The sequence below is a fragment of the Methylorubrum sp. POS3 genome, assembly GCF_043352485.1.
GTDB classification, from domain to species: domain Bacteria; phylum Pseudomonadota; class Alphaproteobacteria; order Rhizobiales; family Beijerinckiaceae; genus Methylobacterium; species Methylobacterium suomiense.
On the sequence record NZ_JAPRBT010000001.1, the window covers coordinates 1,706,724 to 1,727,916 of the forward strand.

Annotated in this window: 23 protein-coding genes; 7 read left to right on the forward strand and 16 right to left on the reverse strand. The window is 70.5% G+C overall.

The window, feature by feature from the left end:
• Window positions 1-255: 255 nt before the first annotated feature.
• The 5 genes from OWC43_RS08130 to OWC43_RS08150 form a co-directional block, all read right to left on the reverse strand.
• The gene (locus tag OWC43_RS08130; protein ID WP_393956299.1) at window positions 256-1,614 is read right to left on the reverse strand and encodes a DUF4167 domain-containing protein; all 1,359 of its coding nucleotides are present in this window, start codon (window positions 1,612-1,614) and stop codon (window positions 256-258) included.
• A 435-nt stretch (window positions 1,615-2,049) separates the two neighbouring features.
• Complete coding sequence (gene prmC / locus OWC43_RS08135; protein ID WP_393956300.1) at window positions 2,050-2,952, reverse strand: peptide chain release factor N(5)-glutamine methyltransferase; 903 nt, start codon at window positions 2,950-2,952, stop codon at window positions 2,050-2,052.
• Between the two features lie 23 nt (window positions 2,953-2,975).
• Window positions 2,976-4,061, reverse strand: a complete 1,086-nt coding sequence (gene prfA, locus OWC43_RS08140; protein WP_393956301.1) for a peptide chain release factor 1 — start codon at window positions 4,059-4,061, stop codon at window positions 2,976-2,978.
• Between the two features lie 225 nt (window positions 4,062-4,286).
• Entirely contained in the window at window positions 4,287-6,548 is a 2,262-nt protein-coding gene (gene ptsP, locus OWC43_RS08145; RefSeq protein ID WP_137831466.1) for a phosphoenolpyruvate--protein phosphotransferase, read from the reverse strand.
• A gap of 155 nt (window positions 6,549-6,703) precedes the next feature.
• Entirely contained in the window at window positions 6,704-7,939 is a 1,236-nt protein-coding gene (locus tag OWC43_RS08150) for an aspartate kinase (protein WP_137831467.1), read from the reverse strand.
• A gap of 189 nt (window positions 7,940-8,128) precedes the next feature.
• Between OWC43_RS08150 and ubiG the strand changes: the two genes are divergently transcribed.
• From ubiG to OWC43_RS08165, 3 genes are all read left to right on the forward strand, one after another.
• Complete coding sequence (gene ubiG, locus OWC43_RS08155) at window positions 8,129-8,866, forward strand: bifunctional 2-polyprenyl-6-hydroxyphenol methylase/3-demethylubiquinol 3-O-methyltransferase UbiG (protein ID WP_393956302.1); 738 nt, start codon at window positions 8,129-8,131, stop codon at window positions 8,864-8,866.
• Window positions 8,867-8,926: 60 nt separating this feature from the next.
• Window positions 8,927-9,499: a YbhB/YbcL family Raf kinase inhibitor-like protein gene (locus OWC43_RS08160; protein WP_393956303.1), complete on the forward strand. Its 573-nt coding sequence runs from the start codon at window positions 8,927-8,929 to the stop codon at window positions 9,497-9,499.
• Between the two features lie 114 nt (window positions 9,500-9,613).
• Window positions 9,614-10,591, forward strand: coding sequence for an NADPH:quinone oxidoreductase family protein (locus OWC43_RS08165; protein ID WP_393956304.1), 978 nt, complete (start codon window positions 9,614-9,616; stop codon window positions 10,589-10,591).
• 129 nt (window positions 10,592-10,720) lie between these two features.
• Here OWC43_RS08165 and ruvC read toward each other — a convergent pair whose 3' ends face one another.
• Both ruvC and OWC43_RS08175 read right to left on the reverse strand, forming a co-directional pair.
• Window positions 10,721-11,287 carry a crossover junction endodeoxyribonuclease RuvC gene (gene ruvC, locus OWC43_RS08170; RefSeq protein ID WP_137831471.1) on the reverse strand — a complete coding sequence of 189 codons (567 nt, stop codon included), beginning with the start codon at window positions 11,285-11,287 and terminating at the stop codon, window positions 10,721-10,723.
• Window positions 11,288-11,474: 187 nt separating this feature from the next.
• Window positions 11,475-12,092 (reverse strand): YceI family protein, encoded by a 618-nt coding sequence (locus OWC43_RS08175; protein WP_137831472.1) that lies wholly within the window; start codon window positions 12,090-12,092, stop codon window positions 11,475-11,477.
• Between the two features lie 101 nt (window positions 12,093-12,193).
• Between OWC43_RS08175 and ruvA the strand changes: the two genes are divergently transcribed.
• Window positions 12,194-12,811 (forward strand): Holliday junction branch migration protein RuvA, encoded by a 618-nt coding sequence (ruvA, locus tag OWC43_RS08180; RefSeq protein WP_137831473.1) that lies wholly within the window; start codon window positions 12,194-12,196, stop codon window positions 12,809-12,811.
• 108 nt (window positions 12,812-12,919) lie between these two features.
• Here the strand turns inward: ruvA and OWC43_RS08185 are convergent, their stop codons facing one another.
• Window positions 12,920-13,216 carry a DUF3572 domain-containing protein gene (locus OWC43_RS08185; RefSeq protein WP_137831474.1) on the reverse strand — a complete coding sequence of 99 codons (297 nt, stop codon included), beginning with the start codon at window positions 13,214-13,216 and terminating at the stop codon, window positions 12,920-12,922.
• A 77-nt stretch (window positions 13,217-13,293) separates the two neighbouring features.
• Between OWC43_RS08185 and OWC43_RS08190 the strand changes: the two genes are divergently transcribed.
• Complete coding sequence (locus tag OWC43_RS08190; RefSeq protein WP_137831475.1) at window positions 13,294-13,674, forward strand: response regulator; 381 nt, start codon at window positions 13,294-13,296, stop codon at window positions 13,672-13,674.
• Window positions 13,675-13,722: 48 nt separating this feature from the next.
• Window positions 13,723-15,096, forward strand: coding sequence for a PleD family two-component system response regulator (locus tag OWC43_RS08195; protein ID WP_137831476.1), 1,374 nt, complete (start codon window positions 13,723-13,725; stop codon window positions 15,094-15,096).
• Window positions 15,097-15,234: 138 nt separating this feature from the next.
• On the opposite strand, the gene OWC43_RS08200 is transcribed toward OWC43_RS08195, so the two are convergent.
• From OWC43_RS08200 to OWC43_RS08225, 6 genes are all read right to left on the reverse strand, one after another.
• Entirely contained in the window at window positions 15,235-15,399 is a 165-nt protein-coding gene (locus OWC43_RS08200) for a hypothetical protein (RefSeq protein ID WP_393956305.1), read from the reverse strand.
• A gap of 46 nt (window positions 15,400-15,445) precedes the next feature.
• Window positions 15,446-15,760: a hypothetical protein gene (locus tag OWC43_RS08205; protein WP_393956306.1), complete on the reverse strand. Its 315-nt coding sequence runs from the start codon at window positions 15,758-15,760 to the stop codon at window positions 15,446-15,448.
• A complete protein-coding gene (locus OWC43_RS08210) occupies window positions 15,750-16,124 on the reverse strand; it encodes a hypothetical protein (RefSeq protein WP_393956307.1) in 375 nt (124 codons plus the stop codon). Before OWC43_RS08210 ends, OWC43_RS08205 begins: the two co-directional genes overlap by 11 nt.
• Before the next feature lie 95 nt (window positions 16,125-16,219).
• Window positions 16,220-17,185 (reverse strand): cysteine synthase A, encoded by a 966-nt coding sequence (gene cysK, locus OWC43_RS08215; protein ID WP_137831479.1) that lies wholly within the window; start codon window positions 17,183-17,185, stop codon window positions 16,220-16,222.
• A 238-nt stretch (window positions 17,186-17,423) separates the two neighbouring features.
• The gene (locus tag OWC43_RS08220; protein WP_238307404.1) at window positions 17,424-17,582 is read right to left on the reverse strand and encodes a hypothetical protein; all 159 of its coding nucleotides are present in this window, start codon (window positions 17,580-17,582) and stop codon (window positions 17,424-17,426) included.
• A 164-nt stretch (window positions 17,583-17,746) separates the two neighbouring features.
• Entirely contained in the window at window positions 17,747-18,250 is a 504-nt protein-coding gene (locus tag OWC43_RS08225) for an META domain-containing protein (protein WP_137831481.1), read from the reverse strand.
• 332 nt (window positions 18,251-18,582) lie between these two features.
• Between OWC43_RS08225 and OWC43_RS08230 the strand changes: the two genes are divergently transcribed.
• Window positions 18,583-18,912, forward strand: a complete 330-nt coding sequence (locus OWC43_RS08230; protein WP_373324325.1) for a helix-turn-helix transcriptional regulator — start codon at window positions 18,583-18,585, stop codon at window positions 18,910-18,912.
• Between the two features lie 7 nt (window positions 18,913-18,919).
• On the opposite strand, the gene OWC43_RS08235 is transcribed toward OWC43_RS08230, so the two are convergent.
• On the reverse strand, window positions 18,920-20,146 hold the full coding sequence (locus tag OWC43_RS08235; protein WP_393956308.1) for an NAD(P)/FAD-dependent oxidoreductase: 1,227 nt from the start codon (window positions 20,144-20,146) through the stop codon (window positions 18,920-18,922).
• Complete coding sequence (locus OWC43_RS08240) at window positions 20,143-21,147, reverse strand: LysR family transcriptional regulator (protein WP_238307402.1); 1,005 nt, start codon at window positions 21,145-21,147, stop codon at window positions 20,143-20,145. Before OWC43_RS08240 ends, OWC43_RS08235 begins: the two co-directional genes overlap by 4 nt.
• Window positions 21,148-21,193 lie beyond the last annotated feature (46 nt).

Genomic DNA, 21,193 nt, shown 5'->3' on the forward strand with positions numbered 1-21,193 from the left:
AGAGCATTGCCCCCAAGGTGGGTGGCGGATTTCAGCGAAAAGCCGATGCGGCACAGGGGCTTGGAGAAGCCTTCTGTGGCCGGAATCCGGGGCGCTTCTCGAGGGCGCGCTCGTCGGAACGGTCTTCCAAGGATCGCGTGAGGACCACGGGCCCTGTTCCCCTTCAAGAGGGCCGGACACGTAGCCCCCTTCAGCCAGAAGGCCCGGAGCGTTTCCGCTCCGGGCCTTCTGTCATGACCTCGATCGGTGCCCGCCTTACTCGGCGGCGTTCGGCGTATCGCTCGGCTCCGGCGCCGTCTCGCCTTCGGCTCCCTTATAGCGGGTGCGGCGGCGGCGCTTGGGTGCGGGCGCCTCGTCGGTGGGCGAGGGCGCAGCCTCGGCGTCAACGGCGGGCGGCACCTCGCGCTGCGTGGCGGAACGCGGCGTCTCGGAGCGCGGCGTCTCGGCCTCCGGCGCCTCGGTGGGGCGCACCGGCGACGGGTTGCGGGTGGCCGTCATCAGGAAGGCCGGCAGGGCGTTCTGATCCGTGGCCTCGGGGATGCGCGGCTCGGCGCGGCGACCGCGACGGGGCGGCGCATCGGGACGAACCGGAGCATCGGCCCGCGGCTCCTGACGCACCGGCTCCTGCCGAACGGTCTCGGCCCGGGGGGCCTCCTGCCGGAATTCCTGCCGTGCCGGCTCCTGGCGCGAAGCCTCCTGACGAGACGCGTCTTGGCGAGACACATCGGGGCGCGACGATTCCTGGCGCGCATAGTCCTGGCGTGCCGGCTCCTGACGGGCGGCGTCCTGATCGCCGCGACCGTTCTCGAACCGGTCCTGCCGGAAGTCGCGGCGACCCTGCTCGGGGCGCCCGCCGTCCTGCCGTCCACCGTCTTGGCGTCCACCGTCCTGGCGCCCGCCCTCGTAGGAACGCCCGCCCTCCTGCGGCTGGCCGTAATCGGGGCGGTAATCCTGCCGGAAGTCCTGGCGTCCGCGGTCGCCGCGATCCTGCCGGTAATCGCCGCGCTCCTGATTGCGGTCCTGCCGATCCTGGCGCTCGCCGCGGAAATCCTGGCGCGGCTCGCCGCCCCGGTTGTAATCCTGGCGATTGCCGTCGAAGCGCTGGCCCCGGTCGTTGCCGCGATCGTTGCGGTCGCGTCCCTGGAAGCGTTGCTGCCCCCGGTCGTTGCCGCGGTCATTGTTGCGATCGTTGCGGTCCTGCCGGCGGCCGTCGAAATCGTGGCGCTCGAACGGCTGCGGGGCCTGGGTCGGGTCGCCGTATTCTTCGCCACCGTAGCCGAAGCCCTGGCGACCACCCTCGGCGGCGGCGGGCACGCCCTCGTCGTCACCGTCCTCGTCCTCGTCGAAGCCGTTGCGGGCATAGCCCTGTGCGGCCTGCGGACGGCCCTGCTCCTGGGCGGCACCGGTGATGATGCGGAAGTAATGCTCGCCGTGCTGGAAATAGTTCTCGGCGGCGATCGGGTCGCCGCTCGCCAGCGCGTCGCGGGCGAGCTGAGCGTATTTGTCGGCGATGTGCTGGGCGTTGCCGCGGATTTTGACGTCGGGCCCGTTCGACTCGTAGGAACGCGTCAACGGGTTCGGACCCTTGGGCCGGTTGTTGTTGCGGCCCCGCATCCGTCGGTTCTGGTTTGGTCTCATCGGCCTCGATTGACCCTTGTTACCTGTCGCTCAGCATGACTGACAGCGCGGCCCCGGCGTTCGCGGACAGCGCGCAGCGCGACCGCGCTGCATCCGCGATGTCCGCCGCTCGTCCGGTGGCTGCGCTCGCTCTCAGGCGCGCCGCAAGACATCCCTCGACTGTCAGGTTCGATCCCACCGAGCCTGGGCGCGCTTGCCGGGCCGCGTCCCTCGATGGTGGGAAGACCGTCCGAACCCGGAGGATGCGGTCAAAACCGATCCTGCCGCAGCCCATCTTAACGGGCCGTTCGCGGTCTGTGTCCCTAAGCTAGTGACTGCCGCCCACGACAACAAGCATTTTTTCGTAATTCTGGCGGGTTATGCCAGTTTCGCGGTGACTCGGCGGCGCCGCGCATCCGGCCTCGTGCCGCTTCATATGGCCGCCAAGGATGGCCGAAGCGTGACGACCCGCGCTTGGCCGGCGAGATCGCGGGTGAGCGTGATCTCGCGAAATCCCGCCGCTTCCGCCAGGTCTGTGACCGCCTCCGCCTGATCGTAGCCGATCTCGAGGGCGACGGCCCCACCCGGCGCCAGCAGTCCCGGCCGCCGGGCGATGCCCGCGAGGATGGCCCGATAGGCGTCGAGCCCGTCCGTCCCGCCATCGAGGGCGGCCATCGGATCATGGCCGCGCACCTCGGCCTGCAGCGTCGGGATCACCCCGGACGCGATGTAGGGGGGATTCGAGACGATCAGGTCGAACGGGCCCGAGACGGCGTCGAGCCAGGAGCCGCGCAGGACGGCGGCCCGCCCGCCGACGCCGTTGGCCATGGCGTTCGCCCGCGCGGTCACCAGCGCCTCCCGCGAGCGGTCGAGGCCGATCCCGAAGGCGTGGGGGCGCTCGTGCAGCAGGGCGACCAGGATGCAGCCCGAACCGGTGCCGAGATCGACGAGGCGCAGCCGACGGTCCCGCTCGGGCAAGAGGCGCAGGCTTGCCTCCACCAGCGTCTCGGTGTCGGGGCGCGGCACCAGCGTCTCGGGCGACAGGGCGAAGGGAAGCCCCCAGAACTCCCAGGCGCCGACGATGCGCGCCACCGGCTCCCCCGCGAGCCGCCGCCCGGCGGCCGCTTCCAAGGCCTGGGCCCCGGCCGCGCCGAGCGGCGTCCGGCCCTGCAGGAGCAGGTCGGCGGCGGAGAGGTCGAGAGCGTGCTCGGCGAGGAAGCGCGCCTCCCCGCGCGGATTGGCGATGCCGGCCGCCGCGAAGGCCTGGACGAGCCGCCGCAGGGCGGCGTCGCGGGCAAGGGTGGGGGAGAGGGTGAGGGAGAGGTCAGGTGTCATGGCGTGGGGGTGCGTTGGCCCCGTCAGGCCATGCCCTCGGCGGCGAGCAACTCGGCCTGGTGTTCGGTGATGAGGGCGTCGATGACCTCGTCGAGCGCTTGGCCCGCCATGACCTCCTCCAGCTTGTAGAGGGTCAGGTTGATGCGGTGGTCGGTGACGCGGCCTTGCGGGAAATTGTAGGTGCGGATGCGCTCCGAGCGGTCGCCCGAGCCGACCTGCGCCTTGCGGTCGGCGGCCCGCGCCGAATCCTTGGCCGTGCGCTCGGCGTCGAACAGTTTCGCCCGCAGCAGCGCCATCGCCCGGGCGCGGTTCTTGTGCTGCGAGCGCTCCTCCTGAACGAACACCACCACGCCCGACGGGATATGGGTGATGCGGATCGCCGATTCGGTCTTGTTGACGTGCTGACCGCCGGCCCCCTGCGCCCGCATGGTGTCGATCTTCAGGTCGGCCTCGTTGACGACGACGTCGACTTCCTCGGCCTCGGGCAGCACCGCGACGGTGGCGGCCGAGGTGTGGATGCGCCCCTGGGTCTCGGTGTCGGGCACGCGCTGCACCCGGTGCGCCCCGCTCTCGAACTTGAGGCGGGAGAACACGGAGCGGCCCTTCACCTCGGCCACGACCTCGCGATAGCCGCCGACGGTGCCCTCGCTCTCGGAGATGACCTCGACGCGCCAGCCCTTCGACTCGGCGTATTTCGCGTACATGCGGAACAGGTCGCCCGCGAACAGGGCCGCCTCGTCGCCGCCGGTGCCGGCGCGGATTTCGAGGATGGCGCTCTTCTCGTCCGCCGCATCCTTGGGCAGCAGGATGAGCTGAAGCGCCCGGTGGGCCCGCTCCAGGGCCTCTTCCGCCTCCGGCTTCTCGTCGGCGGCGAGGGCGCGCATCTCGGGATCGCCCCCGGGCTCGTCGATCAGCGCACGGATGCCGGCGAGATTGGCCTCCGCCGCCCGGTAGTCGCGGATCGCGGCCACCACGCCGTCGAGTTCGGACAGCTCGCGGGAGAGCTGCACGATGCTCTCGGGCGCGCCCGATCCGTCGGCGAGCTGCGCCGTGACGAACTCGTGCCGGGCCAGGATGGCGTCGAGGCGATCGGAGGGAATGGGGGTCACTGAGTCTTCGATGTCACGTCGTGGAAAGGTCGCTTCCCTACTTCACTGCCGCGACGAGGGCGAGTGCCGCCGGGAGCATGGGCGCTGCCGCTTCGGGGCCATTCGGGCAGTGGGGCGGGCGCACGCTCTCTTGCAACGGCCAAGGCGCCTCGGCAACCAGTGGTTTACGGCCCGGACTGAGTCGAGAGCGTCGCAGCGGAGACGGCCGGATGCGAGGCACGCCCCTCACACCGGCACGCCGTGTGCCTTGGCATAGGCCGCGAGCGCCGGCCGGAGGGAGGCGCCGTCGGCGACGCGGGTCAGTTCGGCCTCGATCAGGTCGGCGACCTCGCCGGCATGGGCCGACAGCACCATCGCCTTGACCGGGCCGATGGCGGCGGGCGACATCGAGAAGTCGCGGAAGCCCAGGCCGATCAGGGCCAGGGCCTCCAGCGGCCGCCCGCCGATCTCGCCGCACACCGTCGCCGGGCAGCCCTGGGCGGCGGCCCGCTGGGCGATCATGCGGAAGGCGCGCAGGGCCGCGCCGCAGAGCGGGTCGAAGCGGTTGGCGACGCGCCGGTTCTCGCGGTCGACCGCGAACAGGAACTGCATCAGATCGTTGGAGCCGACCGAGAGGAAATCCGCCTCGCGGGCGATCTCGTCGATCTGGAACAGGAGCGAGGGCACCTCGACCATCGCGCCGAGGCGGCACTCGCTCGGCAGGGTGTAGCCGTGGCGGCGTAGATGCGCCTTCTCGCGCTCGACGATGTCGCGGGCGCGGGTGAATTCCTCCACCGTCGCGACCATCGGGAACATGATCTTGATCGGGCGGCCCGCCGCCGCCTTGAGGAGTGCGCGCAGCTGCACCCGCAGCAGCGCCGGCCGATCGAGGCCGATGCGGATCGCCCGCCAGCCCAGCGCCGGGTTCTCCTCCTCGAGGGCCGGCATGTAGGGCAGGATCTTGTCGCCGCCGATGTCGAGGGTGCGGATCGTCACCGGGAGGTCGCCGGTGGCCGAGAACACCGCCTCGTAGAGCGCCTGCTGCTCGGCCGCCGAGGGCATCCGCTCGGCCACCATGAATTGCAGCTCGGTGCGGAACAGGCCGACGCCCTCCGCCCCGGTCTCGTGCAGATGGGTGAGATCGACCAGCAGCCCCGCATTGAGGTGGAGCCCGATCCGCACCCCGTCGCGGGTGGCGGCGGGCACGTCGCGCAGAGCCCGGTACTGCTCCTGCCGCCGGGCGCGCAGGCGCACCATCTCGGCATAGGAGGCCTCGATCTCCGGGGTCGGCCGGATCTGAACGTCGCCGGACAGGCCGTCGACGATGATGGCGTCGCCCGAATCGCACAGGCCGGTGGCGTTGGCGATCTCGCCGACCGCCGGGATGCCGAGCGCGCGGGCCACGATGGCGATGTGGCTCGTCGGCCCGCCCTCTTCCAGCACGACGCCGCGCAGGCGCGCCCGGTCGTAGTCGAGGAGCGCCGCCGGACCCATGGAGCGGGCGACCAGGATCGCGTTCTCGGGCAGGCCCCCGGCGCCCCTGTCCTCCTGGCCGACGAGACGGCGCAGCAGGCGGTTGGCGAGATCGTCGAGATCGTGAAGCCGGTCGCGGAGATAGGGGTCGCTCTGGCGCAGCATCCGGGCGCGGTTGTCCGACTGCACCCGCTCGACGGCGGCCTCCGCGGTCAGGCCCGACTGGACCGCCTCGCGCATCCGGCGCAACCAGCCCTTGTCGTGGGCGAACATCCGCACGGTCTCGAGCACCTCGCGGGATTCGCCCGAGCCGATGCCGTCGCCGCGCTCGACTAATTCGTCGATCGCCGAGCGCACCTCCTCGATCGCCGTCTCCAGCCGCTCGACCTCGCGCTCGACATTCTCGGCGATCAGGGTCTTCACGACGATGCGCGGCTCGTGCAGCACCACGTGGCCGAGCCCGATGCCGTCGGCGAGAGCCACGCCGCGCTGGCTCACCGGGCGGCGCGCCGCGGTGCCGGCTCCCGGCGCCAGGGCCTGCAGCTCGCCGGAGGCGATCATCTCCGAGAGCACCATGGCGGTGGTCTGGAGCGCCTCGATCTCCTCCTCGGAATAGACCCGGTAGGTCTTGTTCTGGACGACCAGGACGCCGAGCGTGTTGCCGGCCCGCAGGAGCGGCACGCCGAGGAAGGCGTGATAGATCTCTTCCCCCGTCTCCGGCCGGTAGGAGAAGGCGGGGTGGGACTGCGCGTCCGAGAGCGCCAGCGGCTCGGCGGTCTTGGCGATCAGACCGACGAGGCCCTCGTCGGCGCGCAGGCGGGTCAGGTGGACCGCGTCGCGGTTGAGGCCCTCGGTGGCGAACAATTCGAGGGTGTTGTCGTCGCGCACCACGTAGACCGAGCACACCTCGGCGATCACGTTGGCCGCGATCAGGACGACGATCCGATCAAGGCGCGCCTGCGGGCTGACCGGCTCCGCCATGGCTTCGCGGAGCCGGCGCAGCAGCAGGCGCGGGCCTCCGGGCGCAGCGGGCATCGGGATCGTCAATCCGGGTCGCTAGAGCATCAGGCCGAACCGGCCCGATCCTCCAGGCTGTATGTTTCGCGTCGGCCCGTCCGAAAACCGGCCTTCCGCGTCTCGGGCCGATATCGGCGCAACCCTCGCGTGCGGGGTCGCGCCGGCCAGAACGGTCAGGCCTGGTCCAGGCCGTATAGCGAGTGGAGCGTGCGCACGGCAAGCTCCGTGTAGGCCGCGTCGATGAGCACCGAAAACTTGATTTCGGAGGTGGTGATCGCCCGGATGTTAATACCCTTCTCGGCCAACGCCCGGAAGGCCTTGGCGGCCACACCCGCGTGCGAGCGCATGCCCACGCCGATGGCCGAGACCTTGACCACGTCGGTGGCGCCCTCGATCTGGCCGAAATGGATCGTCTCGCGCTGGGCGTCGAGGATCGCGCGGGCGCGCTCGAAATCCGCCGCCGGCACCGTGAAGGTCATGTCGGTGGTCGATTGGTCGCCCGACACGGTCTGGATGATCATGTCGACGTTGATATTGGCATCCGCCAGCGGCCCGAAGATCGCCGCGGCGATGCCGGGGCTGTCCTTGACGGCCCGAAGCGTGATCTGGGCCTCGTCCTTGGCGAAGGCGATGCCGGTGATGGTCTGCTGTTCCACGATCTGATCCTCGTCGCAGATGAGGGTGCCCGGCCGCGCGGCATCGGGGGGATCGAAGGAGGAGCGCACCGTGGTCGGCACGCGGTGGATCATGGCGAGCTCGACCGAGCGCACCTGGAGCACCTTGGCGCCGAGCGACGCCATCTCCAGCATCTCCTCGAAGGTCACGCGCTCCATGCGCTTGGCCTTGGGCACCACCCGCGGATCGGTGGTGTAGACCCCGTCCACGTCCGTATAAATGTCGCAGCGCTCCGCGCCGATGGCCGCGGCGATCGCGACGGCGCTCGTGTCCGAACCGCCGCGCCCGAGCGTCGCGATTCGTCCCGTGCCCGCATGCACGCCCTGGAACCCCGCGATCACCGCGACCTCGCCGCGACGGAAGCCGGCATCGAGATTCGCCGGGTCGATCGCCTCGATCCGGGCGGAGCCGTGGGCGTCGGAGGCGTGGATCGGGATCTGCCAGCCCTGCCAGGAGCGGGCCTTGATCCCCATCTTGTTGAGGGCGATCGCGAGCAACCCCGAGGTCACCTGCTCACCCGAAGCCACGACGGTGTCGTACTCGGCTTCCGAATAGAGCGCGTCGGCGTCCTTCACCCAGGCGACCAGCTCGTTGGTCTTGCCCGACATCGCCGAGACCACGACGGCCACCTCGTAGCCGGCCGCGATTTCGCGGGCGACGTGGGCCGCCACGTTGCGGATACGCTCGACATTGGCGACGGAGGTGCCGCCGAATTTCATCACCAAACGGGGCATGTCGCGTCCGGTCTGCTCCTCGTCGCCCACGGTTCGTCGCCAAGGTGCCGGTGGGACACCGGCTCGCGCCGCATCATCTGCGGAAGACGAGGGCGCGGCTGTACCGGGGATGCGCCCGGCGGGTACAAGGGGGCCTCGGCCGTGTCAATCGGACGGCCTCAGGTTGAAACGATACGAAAGTTGAGCGGGATGACGAGCGCCTCCATCGATCGGGACGAAGTGGCGCGTTTCGATGCGCTGGCCGCGCGCTGGTGGGACGAGCGCGGGCCGATGGCGGTGCTACACCGGTTCAATCCCGTCCGGGTCGGCTACATCCGCGACGAGGCCTGCCGGGTGTTCGGGCGCGATCCGGCGGCGCCGTTCCCGCTCGACGGCCTGACCGTGGTCGATATCGGCTGCGGCGGCGGCGTGCTGTCCGAGCCGCTGGCCCGGCTCGGCGCCCGGGTGACCGGACTCGATCCGGCGACCGCCAACATCGCGGCGGCCCAGGCCCACGCGGCGGGCGAGGGGCTCGACATCGATTACCGCGCCGAGACGATCGAGGCGGTCGTGGCCGGCGGCGCGCGTTTCGACGTGGTGCTCGCCATGGAGGTGGTCGAGCACGTCGCCGACCGGGCGGGCTTCCTGCGGGCGGCCTGCACGGCGGTGAAGCCCGGCGGGCTCCTGTTCGCCGCAACCATCAACCGGACGATGCGCTCCTTCGCGCTCGCCATCGTCGGGGCCGAATACGTGCTGCGCTGGCTGCCGCGGGGCACGCATGATTGGGAGAAATTCGTCACCCCGGGCGAGCTGAAGGCCGATCTCGAGGCCGGTGGCCTGACCGTCACGGACACGACCGGTGTCGTCTTCAATCCGCTGGGCAATTCCTGGCGGGCGAGCCGCGACACGGGGGTAAACTACATGGTGGCCGCGCACCGCCACGCCTGAACGAAGCGGGCCGATCGCCGTTGACCCGTCCTCAGGACGATGACGGGACAAGCGCGAACCATGCTGGAGAAGCTGCCGCACGCCGTGGGCGAAGCTCTGTCGAAGGTGAGGGCCGGCAGCGAGAAGGCCGCCTTCCACACCCTCGCGGAGCACGCGCCCGACCGCATCCGGGTCACGAGCCCGGCCTTCCCCGAGGGCGGGCCGATCCCCGCCCGCTACACCGCCGACGGCGAGGGCGTCTCGCCGCCCCTGGCGGTCGAGGGCGTGCCGACCGAGGCGGCGGCCCTCGTGCTGTTCGTGGAGGATCCAGATGCGCCGGCCCTACACCCCTTCGTCCACCTGATCGCCTGGAACCTGCCGCCGCGGGACCAGACCCTTCCCGAGGGCGCCTTCGCGAGCCCGGCAGGGGAGGGCACCCGGCACGATCTCGGCCGCAACTCGTTCCTGAAGGACGGTTGGCTGCCGCCGGACCCGCCGACGGGGCATGGCCCGCACCGCTACCTGTTCCAGGCCTTCGCGCTCGCCCGCACCCCCGATCTCTCGGCCGCGCCGGGCCGGAGCGCGCTGCTCGACGCGCTCAACGGCAACGTGATGGCCAAGGGGATGCTGACGGGCACCTACGAGCGGACCTGACAGCTTGCGCGACGCCCGCCCCAATGGGCATGAGGGGGGCGTCGAGGCGTTCCGTCGCGCGACCGGACAGGGATGCGTCGGCACTCGCGAAAGTGAGGCGGAGAGCGGAACGGTATGAAGGCCCTGATGTGCACCCGGCTCGGCGGGCCGGAGGATCTGTCGATCGAGACCGTGGCCGATCCCGTGGCCGGGCCCGGCGAGGCGCTGGTGCGGGTGCGGGTGGCCGCGCTCAACTTCTTCGACACGCTCATCATCGCGGGCAAGTATCAGGTGAAGCCCGAACTGCCCTTCTCGCCCGGTGGGGAGGCCTGCGGCGTCGTCGAGGCCCTGGGGGCGGGCGCCGAGGGGTTTTCCGTCGGCGACCGGGTGATGGTCCATCTCAGCCACGGCACCGCCCGCGAGCGCATCGCCGTGCCGGTGGCGCGCCTCGCCCGCGTGCCGGAGGCGGTCTCCGACGCGGTCGCCGCGGGGCTCTCGATCACCTACGGCACCACCCTTCACGCCCTGGCGGATCGCGCCCGCATCCAGCCCGGGGAGACGCTGGTGGTGCTCGGCGCCTCGGGCGGGGTCGGGCTCGCGGCGGTGGAACTGGGCAAGCTGCTCGGCGCCCGCGTCATCGCCTGTGCCTCCTCGCCGGAGAAGCTGGAGATCGCCCGCACCCACGGCGCCGACGACGTGATCGATTATCGGGCGACCAATCTTCGCGAGGAACTGCGTCGGCTGACGGGTGAGCGCGGCGTCGACGTCGTCTACGACGCGGTGGGCGGGGATCTGGCCGAGCCGGCGATGCGCGCGCTCGGCTGGAAGGGCCGCTTCCTCGTGATCGGCTTCGCGGCCGGGGAGATCCCGAAATTCCCGCTCAACGTCATCATGCTCAAGGGCATCGACGTGCAGGGCGTCCATTGGGGCGCCTTCGTCGAGCGCGAGCCGGCCCAGCACCAGACGAACCAGGCGCAGCTGCTCGCCTGGGCGGCGGAGGGCAAGCTCACCGTGAAGGTGCACGGCACCTACCCGCTCGAGGCCTATGCCGAGGCCCTCGGGATCCTCAAGCGCCGCGAGGCGACCGGGAAGGTGATCCTTCAGATCGGCTGACGCGCGGTCGCTTGCGCAGTCGAGCGCCCAGGCCGTCATGGGTGTCGAGAGGGCAAGGTTCTGACAGGATGGCAGGGTTCCACCCTGCACCCGCGAAAGGGCTCGCCTTTCGAGACCCCGGATTCGGCGTCAGCTTTGCCGGGCGAGCGCTGCCGCGATGCGCGCCGCGCCCGGACCGCCGCCCGTGGGTACGGCGTGGCGCCGGTCGATCGCGGCGCGACCGCGATGGCTCGCATGGGTGATCGCGATGGCGAGGGCATCGGCCGCGTCGGCGATTTTGAACTCGGCTTTGGGCAGCAGGAACCGCACCATCGCCTGGATCTGGACCTTCTCGGCATGGCCCGAGCCGGTCACGGTCTTCTTGACGAGGTTGGCGGCATATTCCGCCACCGGCAGCCCGGCCAGCGCCGGCACCAGCAGGGCGACCGCGCGGGCATGGCCGAGCTTGAGCGTCGCCTGCGCATCCTTGTTGACGAAGGTCTCTTCCACCGCGACCTCGTCGGGGGCGTGGTCGGCGACGATGCGGGTCAGCCCCTCGTGCAGTTCGCGCAGGCGCAGCGCCAGGGGCAGGTCGCCGTCGGAGGTCACGACCCCGCAGGCTTGGTACGACAGCTTGGTGCCCCGCGCGACGACGAGGCCCCAGCCGGTTCGGCGCAGGCCGGGATCGATGCCGAGGATGCGGACGTCGTCGGTCATCGGGAACCTCCGGTCACGCGCCGCCGTGGCGCGCGACCATCTCGCGCACATATCGTGAACGAACGGTTCCGGCAAACGCTCCCGTCGCCCGATCGGCAACAATCGGATGGCGTGTGACTTGCCTCGTCCCACCCTGTCCCTGATCCCGAGGTGCTGAAAGCAGCCTCGAAGGGGGGTGGGAAGAGGCTCAGTCCACCGCCTTGAATTCCCCTTCCAGCCGCAGCGCCACCTCGTCGCCGAGCACGGGAAGGAAGGCGTTCACGCCGAATTCCGAACGCTTGATCACCGTCCAGCCGTCGAAGCCGACGGTGTAGAGCTTGTCGACCGGGTGCGGCCCGGCCTGATTGAAGGTGGCGTCGAACGAGACGGGTTTGGCCACGCCGCGTAGCGTCAGGGTGCCGTTGACGCGCGCCGTGGTCGGGCTCGTCGGCTCGACCGAGGTGCTGACGAAGGTCGCCTCGGGGAAGGCCTCGACATTGAGGAAGTCCGGCGCCTTCAGATGGGCGTTGAGCTTGTCGTGAAGCGCGTTGACGCTGGCGGTGCCGATCTTGACCGAGAGGCGGCTCTCCGCCGGCTTCTTCGGATCGAGGGTCAGATCGCCCGACACGTCGGTGAACTGGCCGTAATAGGTCGAGTAGCCGAGATGGCTCAGCGACCACGTGATCTTGCCGTGGGCCGAATCGAGCCGGTAGCGCCCGGCCTTCACCTGCATCGGATCCTTGGTGAGCGCGGGCGGGGCGTCCTGCGCCGCGGCGGGAGCCGAGACGGCGCTCACGAGGAAGAGGGCGAGGAGCGTGCGCTTCATGCAGTCACCTTGTCGGTTGGGCCGCGCTGACGGATATGGCGTTCGGGCGGGCGCGGCAACGGAGCCGGGCGCCGATCCGAACACATGATCGGTGGTTCGAAATGATCGGGAAGCTCAAGGGGCTGGTGGATTCCTACGGCGAGGACTTCGTCATCCTCGACGTGAACGGGGTCGGCTACGTGGTGCATTGCTCCGCCCGAACCCTCCAGCGCCTGCCGCCGCCCGGCGAGGCCACCGACCTCGCCATCGAGACGCATGTGCGCGAGGACATGATCCGCCTCTACGGCTTCAAGTCCGACGCGGAGCGGGAATGGTTCCGCCTGCTCCAGACGGTACAGGGGGTCGGCACGCGGGTGGCGCTCGGCGTTCTCTCGGTGCTGGAGCCCGGCGCCCTCGCCAGCGCCATCGCCACCGGCGACAAGGGCGCGGTCGCCCGCGCCCCCGGAGTCGGCCCACGGCTGGCCGCCCGCCTCGTGGCCGAACTGAAGGACAAGGCGCCCGCCTTCGCTCCCATCGATCCGGCGCTCGTGGCGCTCACGGGCGCGGTCGAGGACCGTACCGCGCCCCAGCCGGTGGCGGACGCGATCTCGGCGCTGGTCAATCTCGGTTATCCCCAGGTTCAGGCCTCGGCCGCCATCGCCGCGGCGATGAAGTCCGCCGGCGAGGGGGCGGAGGCCAAGACGCTGATCCGCCTGGGCCTCAAGGAACTGGCCCGGTAGCCGATTTGCCGCCGCGCCCTGCGGGCCGCTGCAAAGGGCATTGAAACCAAGCCCCCGCGCGGCGTTGAGCCAAGGAGGGCGCATGGGGCGTCGAAGCGCCGAGGTGGCTCACAGGCCGTCGTCGAAGGGCGGCGGCTGGAGCCGCTGCCACGCGGCGGCGATCTTCTCGGGCTTCAGGTCGAGCGCCTGCGCGCAGGCCAGCAGCCTCGGCTCGTCGCCCATGACATGGTCGAGGACGGCCGTGAGAAAGCCCGGATCGCGGGCGCTCTCGCGCAGGGTGCCGGGGTCGAGCCCGCTCTCGACGACGAAGCGGGTGAGCCGCTCGTCGTCGCCCGCAAGCCAGCCCAGCACTTCGATAGCGAGACGCTCGCTGCCGGCATCCGTATGATCAAGTTTGCGTTTCATCAACGACTATCAGTTTAAAGAGTGTCCGGGGGCTGTGCCAGGTGACGGAGCGCGGTCGGACCGCCTCGGAGCAGGTCATGAAGAAAACCGTTCTCATCGTTGAGGACAACGAGCTGAACATGAAGCTCTTCAACGATCTGCTGGAAGCGCACGGCTACGCGACGCTGAAGACCGCCAACGGTATCGAAGCGATCGAGCTGGCCCGCGCCCACCATCCCGACCTGATCCTCATGGATATCCAGTTGCCCGAGGTGTCGGGGCTGGAAGTCACCAAGTGGCTCAAGGACGACGATGACCTGCGCGACATCCCCGTCATCGCCATCACGGCCTTCGCGATGAAGGGAGACGAGGAGCGGATACGCGAAGGCGGCTGCGAAGCCTACCTGTCGAAACCGATCTCGGTCGCGAAGTTTTTGGCAACGGTCCGTCGGTACATTGGCGAAGACGGTACCGCCTGAGTCTCCCGAGACGCCCGGGCGGCCGGTCAGCCGCGTAGCGGAGGAACGATGTCGGCCCGCGTCCTGATCGTTGACGATCTCTACCCCAACGTCCGTCTGCTCGAGACGAAGCTGTCGCTCGAATATTACGACGTGGTGGTGGCCATGAACGGCCCCGACGCCCTCACCATCTGCGAACGGGGCGGCTGCGATGTCGTCCTGCTCGACGTGATGATGCCGGGCATGGACGGCTTCGAGGTCTGCCGTCGCCTGAAATCGAATCCCAACACCGCCCATCTGCCGGTGGTGATGGTCACGGCCCTCGACCAGCCGGCGGACCGTCTGCGCGGCCTCGATGCCGGTGCGGACGATTTCCTGACCAAGCCCATCGACGACACCGCCCTGATGACGCGGGTGCGCAGCCTCATCCGTCTCAAGGCGGTCACCGACGAATTGCGCAGCCGCGCCCTCGCCACCCGCAGCCTGGGCGGGACCGATCCCCTGGCGCTCGCCGCCGCCGACACCGGCGAGAACGCCAAGATCCTCCTGGTCGAGGACCGCGCCAGCGCCATCGACCGGATCGGGACCGCCCTGTCGCAGCATCACCGGGTGACCGTCGAGACCGATCCGCATCGGGCGCTGGTGCTGGCCCCGGAGGCCGGTTTCGAGGTCGCGCTGGTCAGCCTCGATCTCGAGAATTTCGACGGCCTGCGCCTGTGCAGCCAACTCCGGTCGCTCGACCGGACCCGCAACCTGTCGCTGATCATGCTCGGGGAGATGGACGAGAAGGCCCGCATCACCCGCGGCCTCGATTTCGGCGTCAACGACTACCTGCTGCGCCCGATCGATCGGAACGAATTGATGGCCAGGGTGCGCACGCAGGTGCGCCGCCGCCGCTTCACCGAAACCCTGCGCGGCGCGCTTCAGGCCTCGGTGGAACTCGCCGTCACCGACGACCTCACCGGCCTGCATAACCGCCGCTATCTCGATCGGCAGATCGGTCCGGTCTTCGGCGACGCGATGCTGCATCAGAAGGGGCTCGCCTGCCTGCTGCTCGATATCGACCGGTTCAAGTCGATCAACGACACCTGGGGCCACGAGGCCGGCGACGAGGTGTTGCGGGCCTTCGCCGAGCGCATCCGCCAGCAGGTTCGGCCGATGGACATCCTGGCCCGTTACGGCGGCGAGGAGATCGTGATGGTCGTCCCCGGCGTCGACCTGCCTGAGGCGCAGGCCATCGCCGAGCGCATCCGCGAACGCATCGGGGCCGCGCCCTTCACCGTCCAGCGCGGCACGCGCGACATTCCGGTCACCGTCTCCATCGGGGTCGCCGTGCGCCGACCGACCGATACGAGCCCCGCCGACATCCTCGGACGTGCCGACGCGGCGCTCTATCGGGCCAAGGATGCCGGCCGCAACCGGGTCGAAGCCGCCGCCGCCTAGAGCGGCGATCCGGCGCCGGGCCGATCATCGAGCAAACCGTCGGCCGTCTCTGGCCGTGTCGACGATGGACGGACCAGGCCGAAGGCGGGGTCGCCGACGGACGTCACCCGGACGCGGCGATTGACGGACGACCAGCGCTCAGCCGGCGCCCGGATCCGCCTCGTTGCCTTGGCCCGGAGCGCCCGGCTTGCCGTCGGTCTTCTCGTTCGGGTCCTTGACGGCGTCGGGAGCGCTGTTGGCGGGCTTCTCGCCCGTCCGGCGCTCGTCGCCGTCCTCGGAAGATCCCTTGTCGCGGTCGCTCATCGGTCCGGCCCCTCCCTCACAGTCTCCAACCAATCGCAGGCGCTTGTCACGGCCTCTTGGCCCGTTCCGGTTCGCCCGCGATCGGCTCACCTTGGCGGGGGCCGGCCGCCGCCTTGCGGTCCGAATGACCGCCGGAAGAACCGCCGATCGCCGGCGGCGTCCGCCCCTCGTCGGCGCCGCCCCACTCGCTCGTCCGCTCGTCGTCGCTGCGCCCGCCCGAGCCCTGGCCGGTGATCGCCGCCTGCTCAGGGGTCTGGTGGCCGCCGCCGGCCGGGCTCGGGCCGCGCGAACCCACCGCCTCGTCGGGCTTGCGGGTGCCGACATTGGTCAGATCTTCGTGCGGCCGGTTCTCACTGCCCATCGCGGCCTCCCTGGCGCGGCGCCTCCTCGCTGCCGACGGCGGCGGTGGCGCGCTCGATCGCCTCCGCGGCGGCGGCGTCCGGTCCGCTCGGTGTGGGGGAAGGCGTGAACGAGGGATCGGAGATGCGGCGCAGGTTTTCCGGCGGGGTCTCGGCCTCGGTCTGATCGGTCGCGTCCTGGCCCGGTGTGCCGGAGGCGATGCGCGCGGCCTCGGCGGTGCCGTCGGGATTGCCCTTGAGGTCGGCCTGGGTCCGCGACGGGATGCCGACATCGAGGGGGGAAGCGGTGCCGAAATCCTGGCCGTTGCGGTCCGCGTAGGCGTCGAACTCTTTCAGCGACGGCCGGGTGCGGTCGGTGTCGGTCATGGAAACTCTCCTCGGATGTGCCGGGACAACCACCCGGGACCGGAGGAGTTGCGGCGCGGGCCCTGCGACAGGCCCGCGCCACTGGCCACAGAGCGTTAGCCGATGCCTTCGAACAACACCGAGGAGATGTAGCGCTCGGCGAACGAGCAGGCGACGGTGACGATCCGCTTGCCCTGGAATTCCGGCCGGGAGGCCAGTTCCAGCGCCGCCGCGACGTTGCCGCCGGTGGAGATGCCACCGGGGATGCCTTCCAGCTTGGCGAGGTCCCGGGCGGTGTCGACCGCCTGCTGGTTGGTCACCTGGAGCACGCCGTCGAGAATGTCGGTGTGCAGGTTCTCGGGAATGAACCCCGCGCCGATGCCCTGAATCTTGTGGGGGCCGGGCTGGCCGCCGGAGATCACCGGCGAATCCACCGGCTCGACCGCGAACACCTTGAGGCCCGGCAGGCGGGGCTTCAGCACCTCGCCGACGCCGGTCACCGTGCCGCCGGTGCCGACACCCGCCACGAAGGCGTCGAGCTTGCCGTCGGTGTCGTTCCAGATCTCCTCGGCCGTCGTCTTGCGGTGGATCTCGGGATTGGCCGGATTGGCGAATTGCTGCGGCATCACCGCGCCGTCGATCTCGGCGAGCAGTTCCTCGGCGCGGGCGATGGCGCCCTTCATGCCCTTGGCGCCGGGGGTCAGCTCCAGCTGCGCGCCCAGGAAGGCGAGCATCTTGCGCCGCTCCAGCGACATCGTCTCGGGCATCACGAGGATCAGGCGGTAGCCGCGGGCGGCGGCCACGAAGGCCAGCGCGATGCCGGTGTTGCCCGACGTCGGCTCGACCAGCGTGCCGCCGGGCTTGAGCCGGCCGGAGGCCTCCAGGGCGTCGATCATGTTGACGCCGATGCGGTCCTTCACGCTCGCGATCGGGTTGAAGAACTCGAGCTTGAGCAGAATCTCGGCATCGACGCCGCGCTCCTTGGTGAGCCGGTTGAGGCGCACGAGGGGGGTGTTGCCGATGGTCTCGGTGATCGAGCCGTATACGCGGCCGTGGCCGGGCTTGCGCGCGGTGTCTGTCATGGCTGTCCACTCCCTGGTCGGCAAATTGGGGGAGCCGGGATGCCCGTGGCGCGCTGCTTCGCGCCGATCGGCCCCGGCTTTCCGCGCGCAGGGCTGTAGCTGATTTCCCAAGAAGCGTCGAGGTTTACCGGATCTTGGCGGGGAAAGTCCGTCTTCGCGTCAGCGCGGAGAATACTCTTCTCCCGCAAGCGATTTCGACGACAATAATGTCATCCTGCCGCGATCCGGTCGGGCGGTTCTAGACCGGCGCGAGCGTGGCGGCGAGCACCAACAGGGCGATGCCGGCGCTGGTGGCCCAGGCGGCCAGCAGGGCGGCGCCCTCATGGTGGGCACGGAGGAAGACGTAGCGCGGCAACGCGACCGTGCGCGGCACCACCTTCGGCACCACGCGGGGCATTGCGTGCTGGTGAAGCCGGTCGATCCGCATCCCGTCCTCCGCTGAAGACCGGTCGCGCGGGCGGCGCCACCGGTGACGGGGTCAGGAAACGGCCGCGATGGCTGACGGGGAATGAATCCGCGGGAACGACCGCGGATCGTCGTCAATGCGGGCTTAACGACGGGTCAGAGGGTGCGATCGAAGCGCAGTTCGCCGTTCTGCGTGCGGATCACCAGCTGCGAACCGACGAGGTCCCAGGCACCCGAGGTGCGCAGGGCGACCAGGAAGGCCTGTTCGCTGGCGGCGAGCGCCTTGTCGCAGCTCTTCTTGGTGAGGGCGAGCGGGCCGACCGCGAGATGCTGCTCCCGCAACGGGAAGGCGGTGGCCGTGAAGGTGTTGCAGCCGCCATAGCCGCGGGCGCGGTACTGGCTGTCGATGATGAAGGTTGGCCGGTCGCTGCCGTTGAACGGCTTGCCGTTGAGGCTGACGGCGGTCCAAGTCGCGCCGAGCGGGAACATCTTCTCCTGGGCCTTCGCCCCGGGGACGTATTGCGGCTTCTTCTCCGGCGCGCGTCCGCCCTGGCCGAAGCCGGTGATGGCGTTGTTTCCCTGCTGCGCCAGGGCCGGCCCGGCGGCCAGGGTGGCGACGGCGACCGCGCCGGCCAGCGCGGCGGTCAGTGTGCTGTTCATGTCCTCGAACCCCCTCTCTCGCTCGGCTGCCTCGCCCAAAGGACGTCGCGTGCGGGCATTCCCGTGCCCGTCATCGCACCGGCGGCCGGATCGGCGCAGGACGACTCGCGCCTCCGGCGGCGGTGATGCGGGGAATCGTCAGAGATTCAAGCACAATTATGGTCGCGGCATGCGTGCCGGACCCTGTTCACAATCCGAGGGCACCGCCTCGACGCTGAGACGCCCGCGTGGACGGCTTTCTCGTTCCGGCGCCGAAACGATTGCCGCGCTCGCTCTGTTGTCCGGTGCGGGGCCGCGCGAGGCTCCGGCGACAGGATGGACGGGAGAGCGGCTTGACGGGATCGGACGAAGCGGGCGCGAAGGGCTATGGCGGCGGCGACCTCAACACGATCGGGCCCGGCCAGTCCCGGGCGGCGCGCGGCCTGCTCGGCTGGAGCACGGCGGATCTCGCCCGCGCGTCCGGCCTCGACGAGGGGTTCGTCACAGGCTTCGAGGCGGGCACCGGCGATCCGGCATCGGGGCAGATCGAGGCCCTGCGCAGCGCGCTGATGCGGGAGGGCGTCGTCTTCACAGGCGGGGATGGCGTGCGCCTCTCCGACCGCCAGAAGGGCGGCGACGAGGGCACCCGCCTCGGCGATCTGACGACCGAGAACGACCGCTGAGAAACCTTCAGGCGGTGGCGAGGGCCTTCAGATCGAAGGCCGGATCCGCCGCCTGCTCCGGCGTGAGCGAGCGACCGGCGGCGATGATCCGCCGGGCGGCCATGTGGTCGGCCGGGCGGTCGACCGATTCGACCGCGCTCAAGCGCCCGTCGCGGAAGCGGAACACGGAGAAGCCCGCGCCGGATCGGCGCGTCACGCTCGCATCGTCCGGGCTTCCCAGCCCGGCGATCTGCAGCTTGCGCGGGCCCTGGTCGCTCCAGAACCACGGCACTGCATCGTACACAGTCGGCCGTCCGGTCAGGCGCGCGGCGAGGCAGCGGCCCTGATCGACGGCGTTCTGCACCGACTCGATCCGCACCCGGTCGCCGCCGGGCAGGCCGGCGGCGAAGCGGGTCGGGAAACGGGCGCAGTCGCCGATGGCCGAGATCGCCGGATCGGCCGTCGCCAGGAACGGATCGACCTCGATGCCGTCGCGCACCGGCAGCTCTGCGGCTTGCGCGAGTTCCTGATTCGGCACCACGCCGATGCCGACGAGGACGAGATCGGCGGACAAGCTTCGGCCATCCGCGAGGGCGACGGAGGCGACGCGCCCGTTTGCGCCCTCGATCGCGCTCACCCCGGCCCCGAACAGGATCGTGACGCCCGCCGCCTCGTGGAAGGCGCGGAACGCAGCCGAGGTTTCCGGCGAGACCGCGCGGGCCATGACGCGGGGGGCCGCCTCGACCACCGTCACCGACAGGCCCCGGGCGGCGCAGACCGCGGCGAATTCGAGCCCGATGAAGCCCGCCCCCACCACGACGATCCGTTCCGCGCGCTCCAGAGCCGTCTTCAAGGCGTCGGCCTCGTCCAGCGAGCGCAGGCCGTACACGCCGGACAGCGTGGCGCCCGGCACCGGCAGCGCCCGGTTGCGGGTGCCGGTGGCGAGGATGAGATGGTCGTAGGCGAGGCTGTCGCCGTCCGCCAATTCCACCCGGCGCCCGGCCCGGTCGATCCCGCTGGCGCGGGCGCGGCGATGGGCGATGGCGTGCTCGGCGAAGAATGATTCCTGCCGCAGCAGCAGGCCCCGGGCGTCGGTCTTGCCGGCGAGATAGGCCTTCGACAGGGGCGGGCGCTGATAGGGGGGCTGGGCTTCCTCGCCGATCAGGGTGAGGGGGCCGGTAAACCCCGCCTCCCGCAGCGAGGCGGCGGCCTGGAAGCCGGCCTGACCCGCCCCGACGACGACGATGCCGCTCACTCCCCCGCCTCCGCGGCGAGGCCGGCCCCGTTCCGTTCGGTGGACAGGCGCGGGGCCATCTCGGCGTCCATGCCGGCGAGCGCCTCTTCGGGCAGGCGCGGCAGGAAGCGGCGGCCCTCTCGCGCCAGATAGTCCCAGAAGGCGTCGGCGGCCGGGCCCAGCACCTTGTCGGAGCGGCGCACCACGTACCAGTCCCGGCGGATCGGCAGGCCCTGCACGTCGAGCAGCGCGAGGCGTCCGCTCTCGACCTCGGACGAGACCGTGTGACCGGACAGGAGCGCGATGCCGAGCCCCGCCATCACCGCCTGCTTCAGCGTCTCGTTCGAGCCGGCATCGATCCCGAGCTTGGCCCGGCGGATCATCACGCCGTTCATGAACTCCTCGAACACCGAGCGCGTGCCCGAGCCTTCCTCGCGGACGAGGAAGGATTCCTCCGACAGATCCGCCCGGGTGAGCCCGCGCCGTCCCGCCAGGGGATGGTCCGGGGCGGCGATCACGACGAGGGGATGGGGCCCGAACGTCTCCGCCTCGATGGCGAAGTCCCGGGGCGGGCGGCCCATGATCGCGAAATCGATGTCGTAATTGCGCAGGGCCTCGATCGTGCCCTGGCGATTGCCGACGGTGAGCGCGATCTCGACCTTCGGGTGGCTTTCCATGAAGCCGGCGATGACCGCCGGGGCGAAATATTTGGCGGTGGACACCACGCCCAGAGCGACCCGACCGCCGCCGCCCCCTTTCAAGGTGCGAAGCCGGTCGGTACAGGTTTCCAGCACGGTGTTGATGCTGTTGATCGCCCACAGCATCTCGCGGCCGGCATCGGTCGGCTTCAGGCCGGTGGGCGTGCGGTCGAACAGCAGCAGCCCCGCCTCCTCCTCGAGCTGGCGGATGCGCGCGTAGAGGGCGGCGGACGTGACGTTGAGCTCCTGCGCCGCCCGCGTCATGGTGCCGAGCCGCGCCACCGCGGCGACCGCCTGGAGCTGCTTGAGCGAGAGATTACGCATGATTCGCTTTTAGTTTTTTTGCGCGGCACCACAAGTTTTTTCAAAA

What these genes read in the sequence shown, in the direction of transcription:
- ubiG (WP_393956302.1), top strand. Translation starts at nt 8,129, where the DNA reads ATGACGAGCGCCTCCATCGATCGGGACGAAGTGGCGCGTTTCGATGCG.
- OWC43_RS08150 (WP_137831467.1), bottom strand. Translation starts at nt 7,939, where the DNA reads ATGCCCCGTTTGGTGATGAAATTCGGCGGCACCTCCGTCGCCAATGTC.
- OWC43_RS08165 (WP_393956304.1), top strand. Translation starts at nt 9,614, where the DNA reads ATGAAGGCCCTGATGTGCACCCGGCTCGGCGGGCCGGAGGATCTGTCG.
- OWC43_RS08205 (WP_393956306.1), bottom strand. Translation starts at nt 15,760, where the DNA reads ATGGGCAGTGAGAACCGGCCGCACGAAGATCTGACCAATGTCGGCACC.
- cysK (WP_137831479.1), bottom strand. Translation starts at nt 17,185, where the DNA reads ATGACAGACACCGCGCGCAAGCCCGGCCACGGCCGCGTATACGGCTCG.
- OWC43_RS08220 (WP_238307404.1), bottom strand. Translation starts at nt 17,582, where the DNA reads ATGCCCCGCGTGGTGCCGAAGGTGGTGCCGCGCACGGTCGCGTTGCCG.
- OWC43_RS08190 (WP_137831475.1), top strand. Translation starts at nt 13,294, where the DNA reads ATGAAGAAAACCGTTCTCATCGTTGAGGACAACGAGCTGAACATGAAG.
- OWC43_RS08175 (WP_137831472.1), bottom strand. Translation starts at nt 12,092, where the DNA reads ATGAAGCGCACGCTCCTCGCCCTCTTCCTCGTGAGCGCCGTCTCGGCT.
- ptsP (WP_137831466.1), bottom strand. Translation starts at nt 6,548, where the DNA reads ATGCCCGCTGCGCCCGGAGGCCCGCGCCTGCTGCTGCGCCGGCTCCGC.
- OWC43_RS08210 (WP_393956307.1), bottom strand. Translation starts at nt 16,124, where the DNA reads ATGACCGACACCGACCGCACCCGGCCGTCGCTGAAAGAGTTCGACGCC.
- ruvA (WP_137831473.1), top strand. Translation starts at nt 12,194, where the DNA reads ATGATCGGGAAGCTCAAGGGGCTGGTGGATTCCTACGGCGAGGACTTC.
- OWC43_RS08240 (WP_238307402.1), bottom strand. Translation starts at nt 21,147, where the DNA reads ATGCGTAATCTCTCGCTCAAGCAGCTCCAGGCGGTCGCCGCGGTGGCG.
- OWC43_RS08195 (WP_137831476.1), top strand. Translation starts at nt 13,723, where the DNA reads ATGTCGGCCCGCGTCCTGATCGTTGACGATCTCTACCCCAACGTCCGT.
- OWC43_RS08200 (WP_393956305.1), bottom strand. Translation starts at nt 15,399, where the DNA reads ATGAGCGACCGCGACAAGGGATCTTCCGAGGACGGCGACGAGCGCCGG.
- OWC43_RS08225 (WP_137831481.1), bottom strand. Translation starts at nt 18,250, where the DNA reads ATGAACAGCACACTGACCGCCGCGCTGGCCGGCGCGGTCGCCGTCGCC.
- OWC43_RS08160 (WP_393956303.1), top strand. Translation starts at nt 8,927, where the DNA reads ATGCTGGAGAAGCTGCCGCACGCCGTGGGCGAAGCTCTGTCGAAGGTG.
- prmC (WP_393956300.1), bottom strand. Translation starts at nt 2,952, where the DNA reads ATGACACCTGACCTCTCCCTCACCCTCTCCCCCACCCTTGCCCGCGAC.
- ruvC (WP_137831471.1), bottom strand. Translation starts at nt 11,287, where the DNA reads ATGACCGACGACGTCCGCATCCTCGGCATCGATCCCGGCCTGCGCCGA.
- OWC43_RS08130 (WP_393956299.1), bottom strand. Translation starts at nt 1,614, where the DNA reads ATGCGGGGCCGCAACAACAACCGGCCCAAGGGTCCGAACCCGTTGACG.
- OWC43_RS08185 (WP_137831474.1), bottom strand. Translation starts at nt 13,216, where the DNA reads ATGAAACGCAAACTTGATCATACGGATGCCGGCAGCGAGCGTCTCGCT.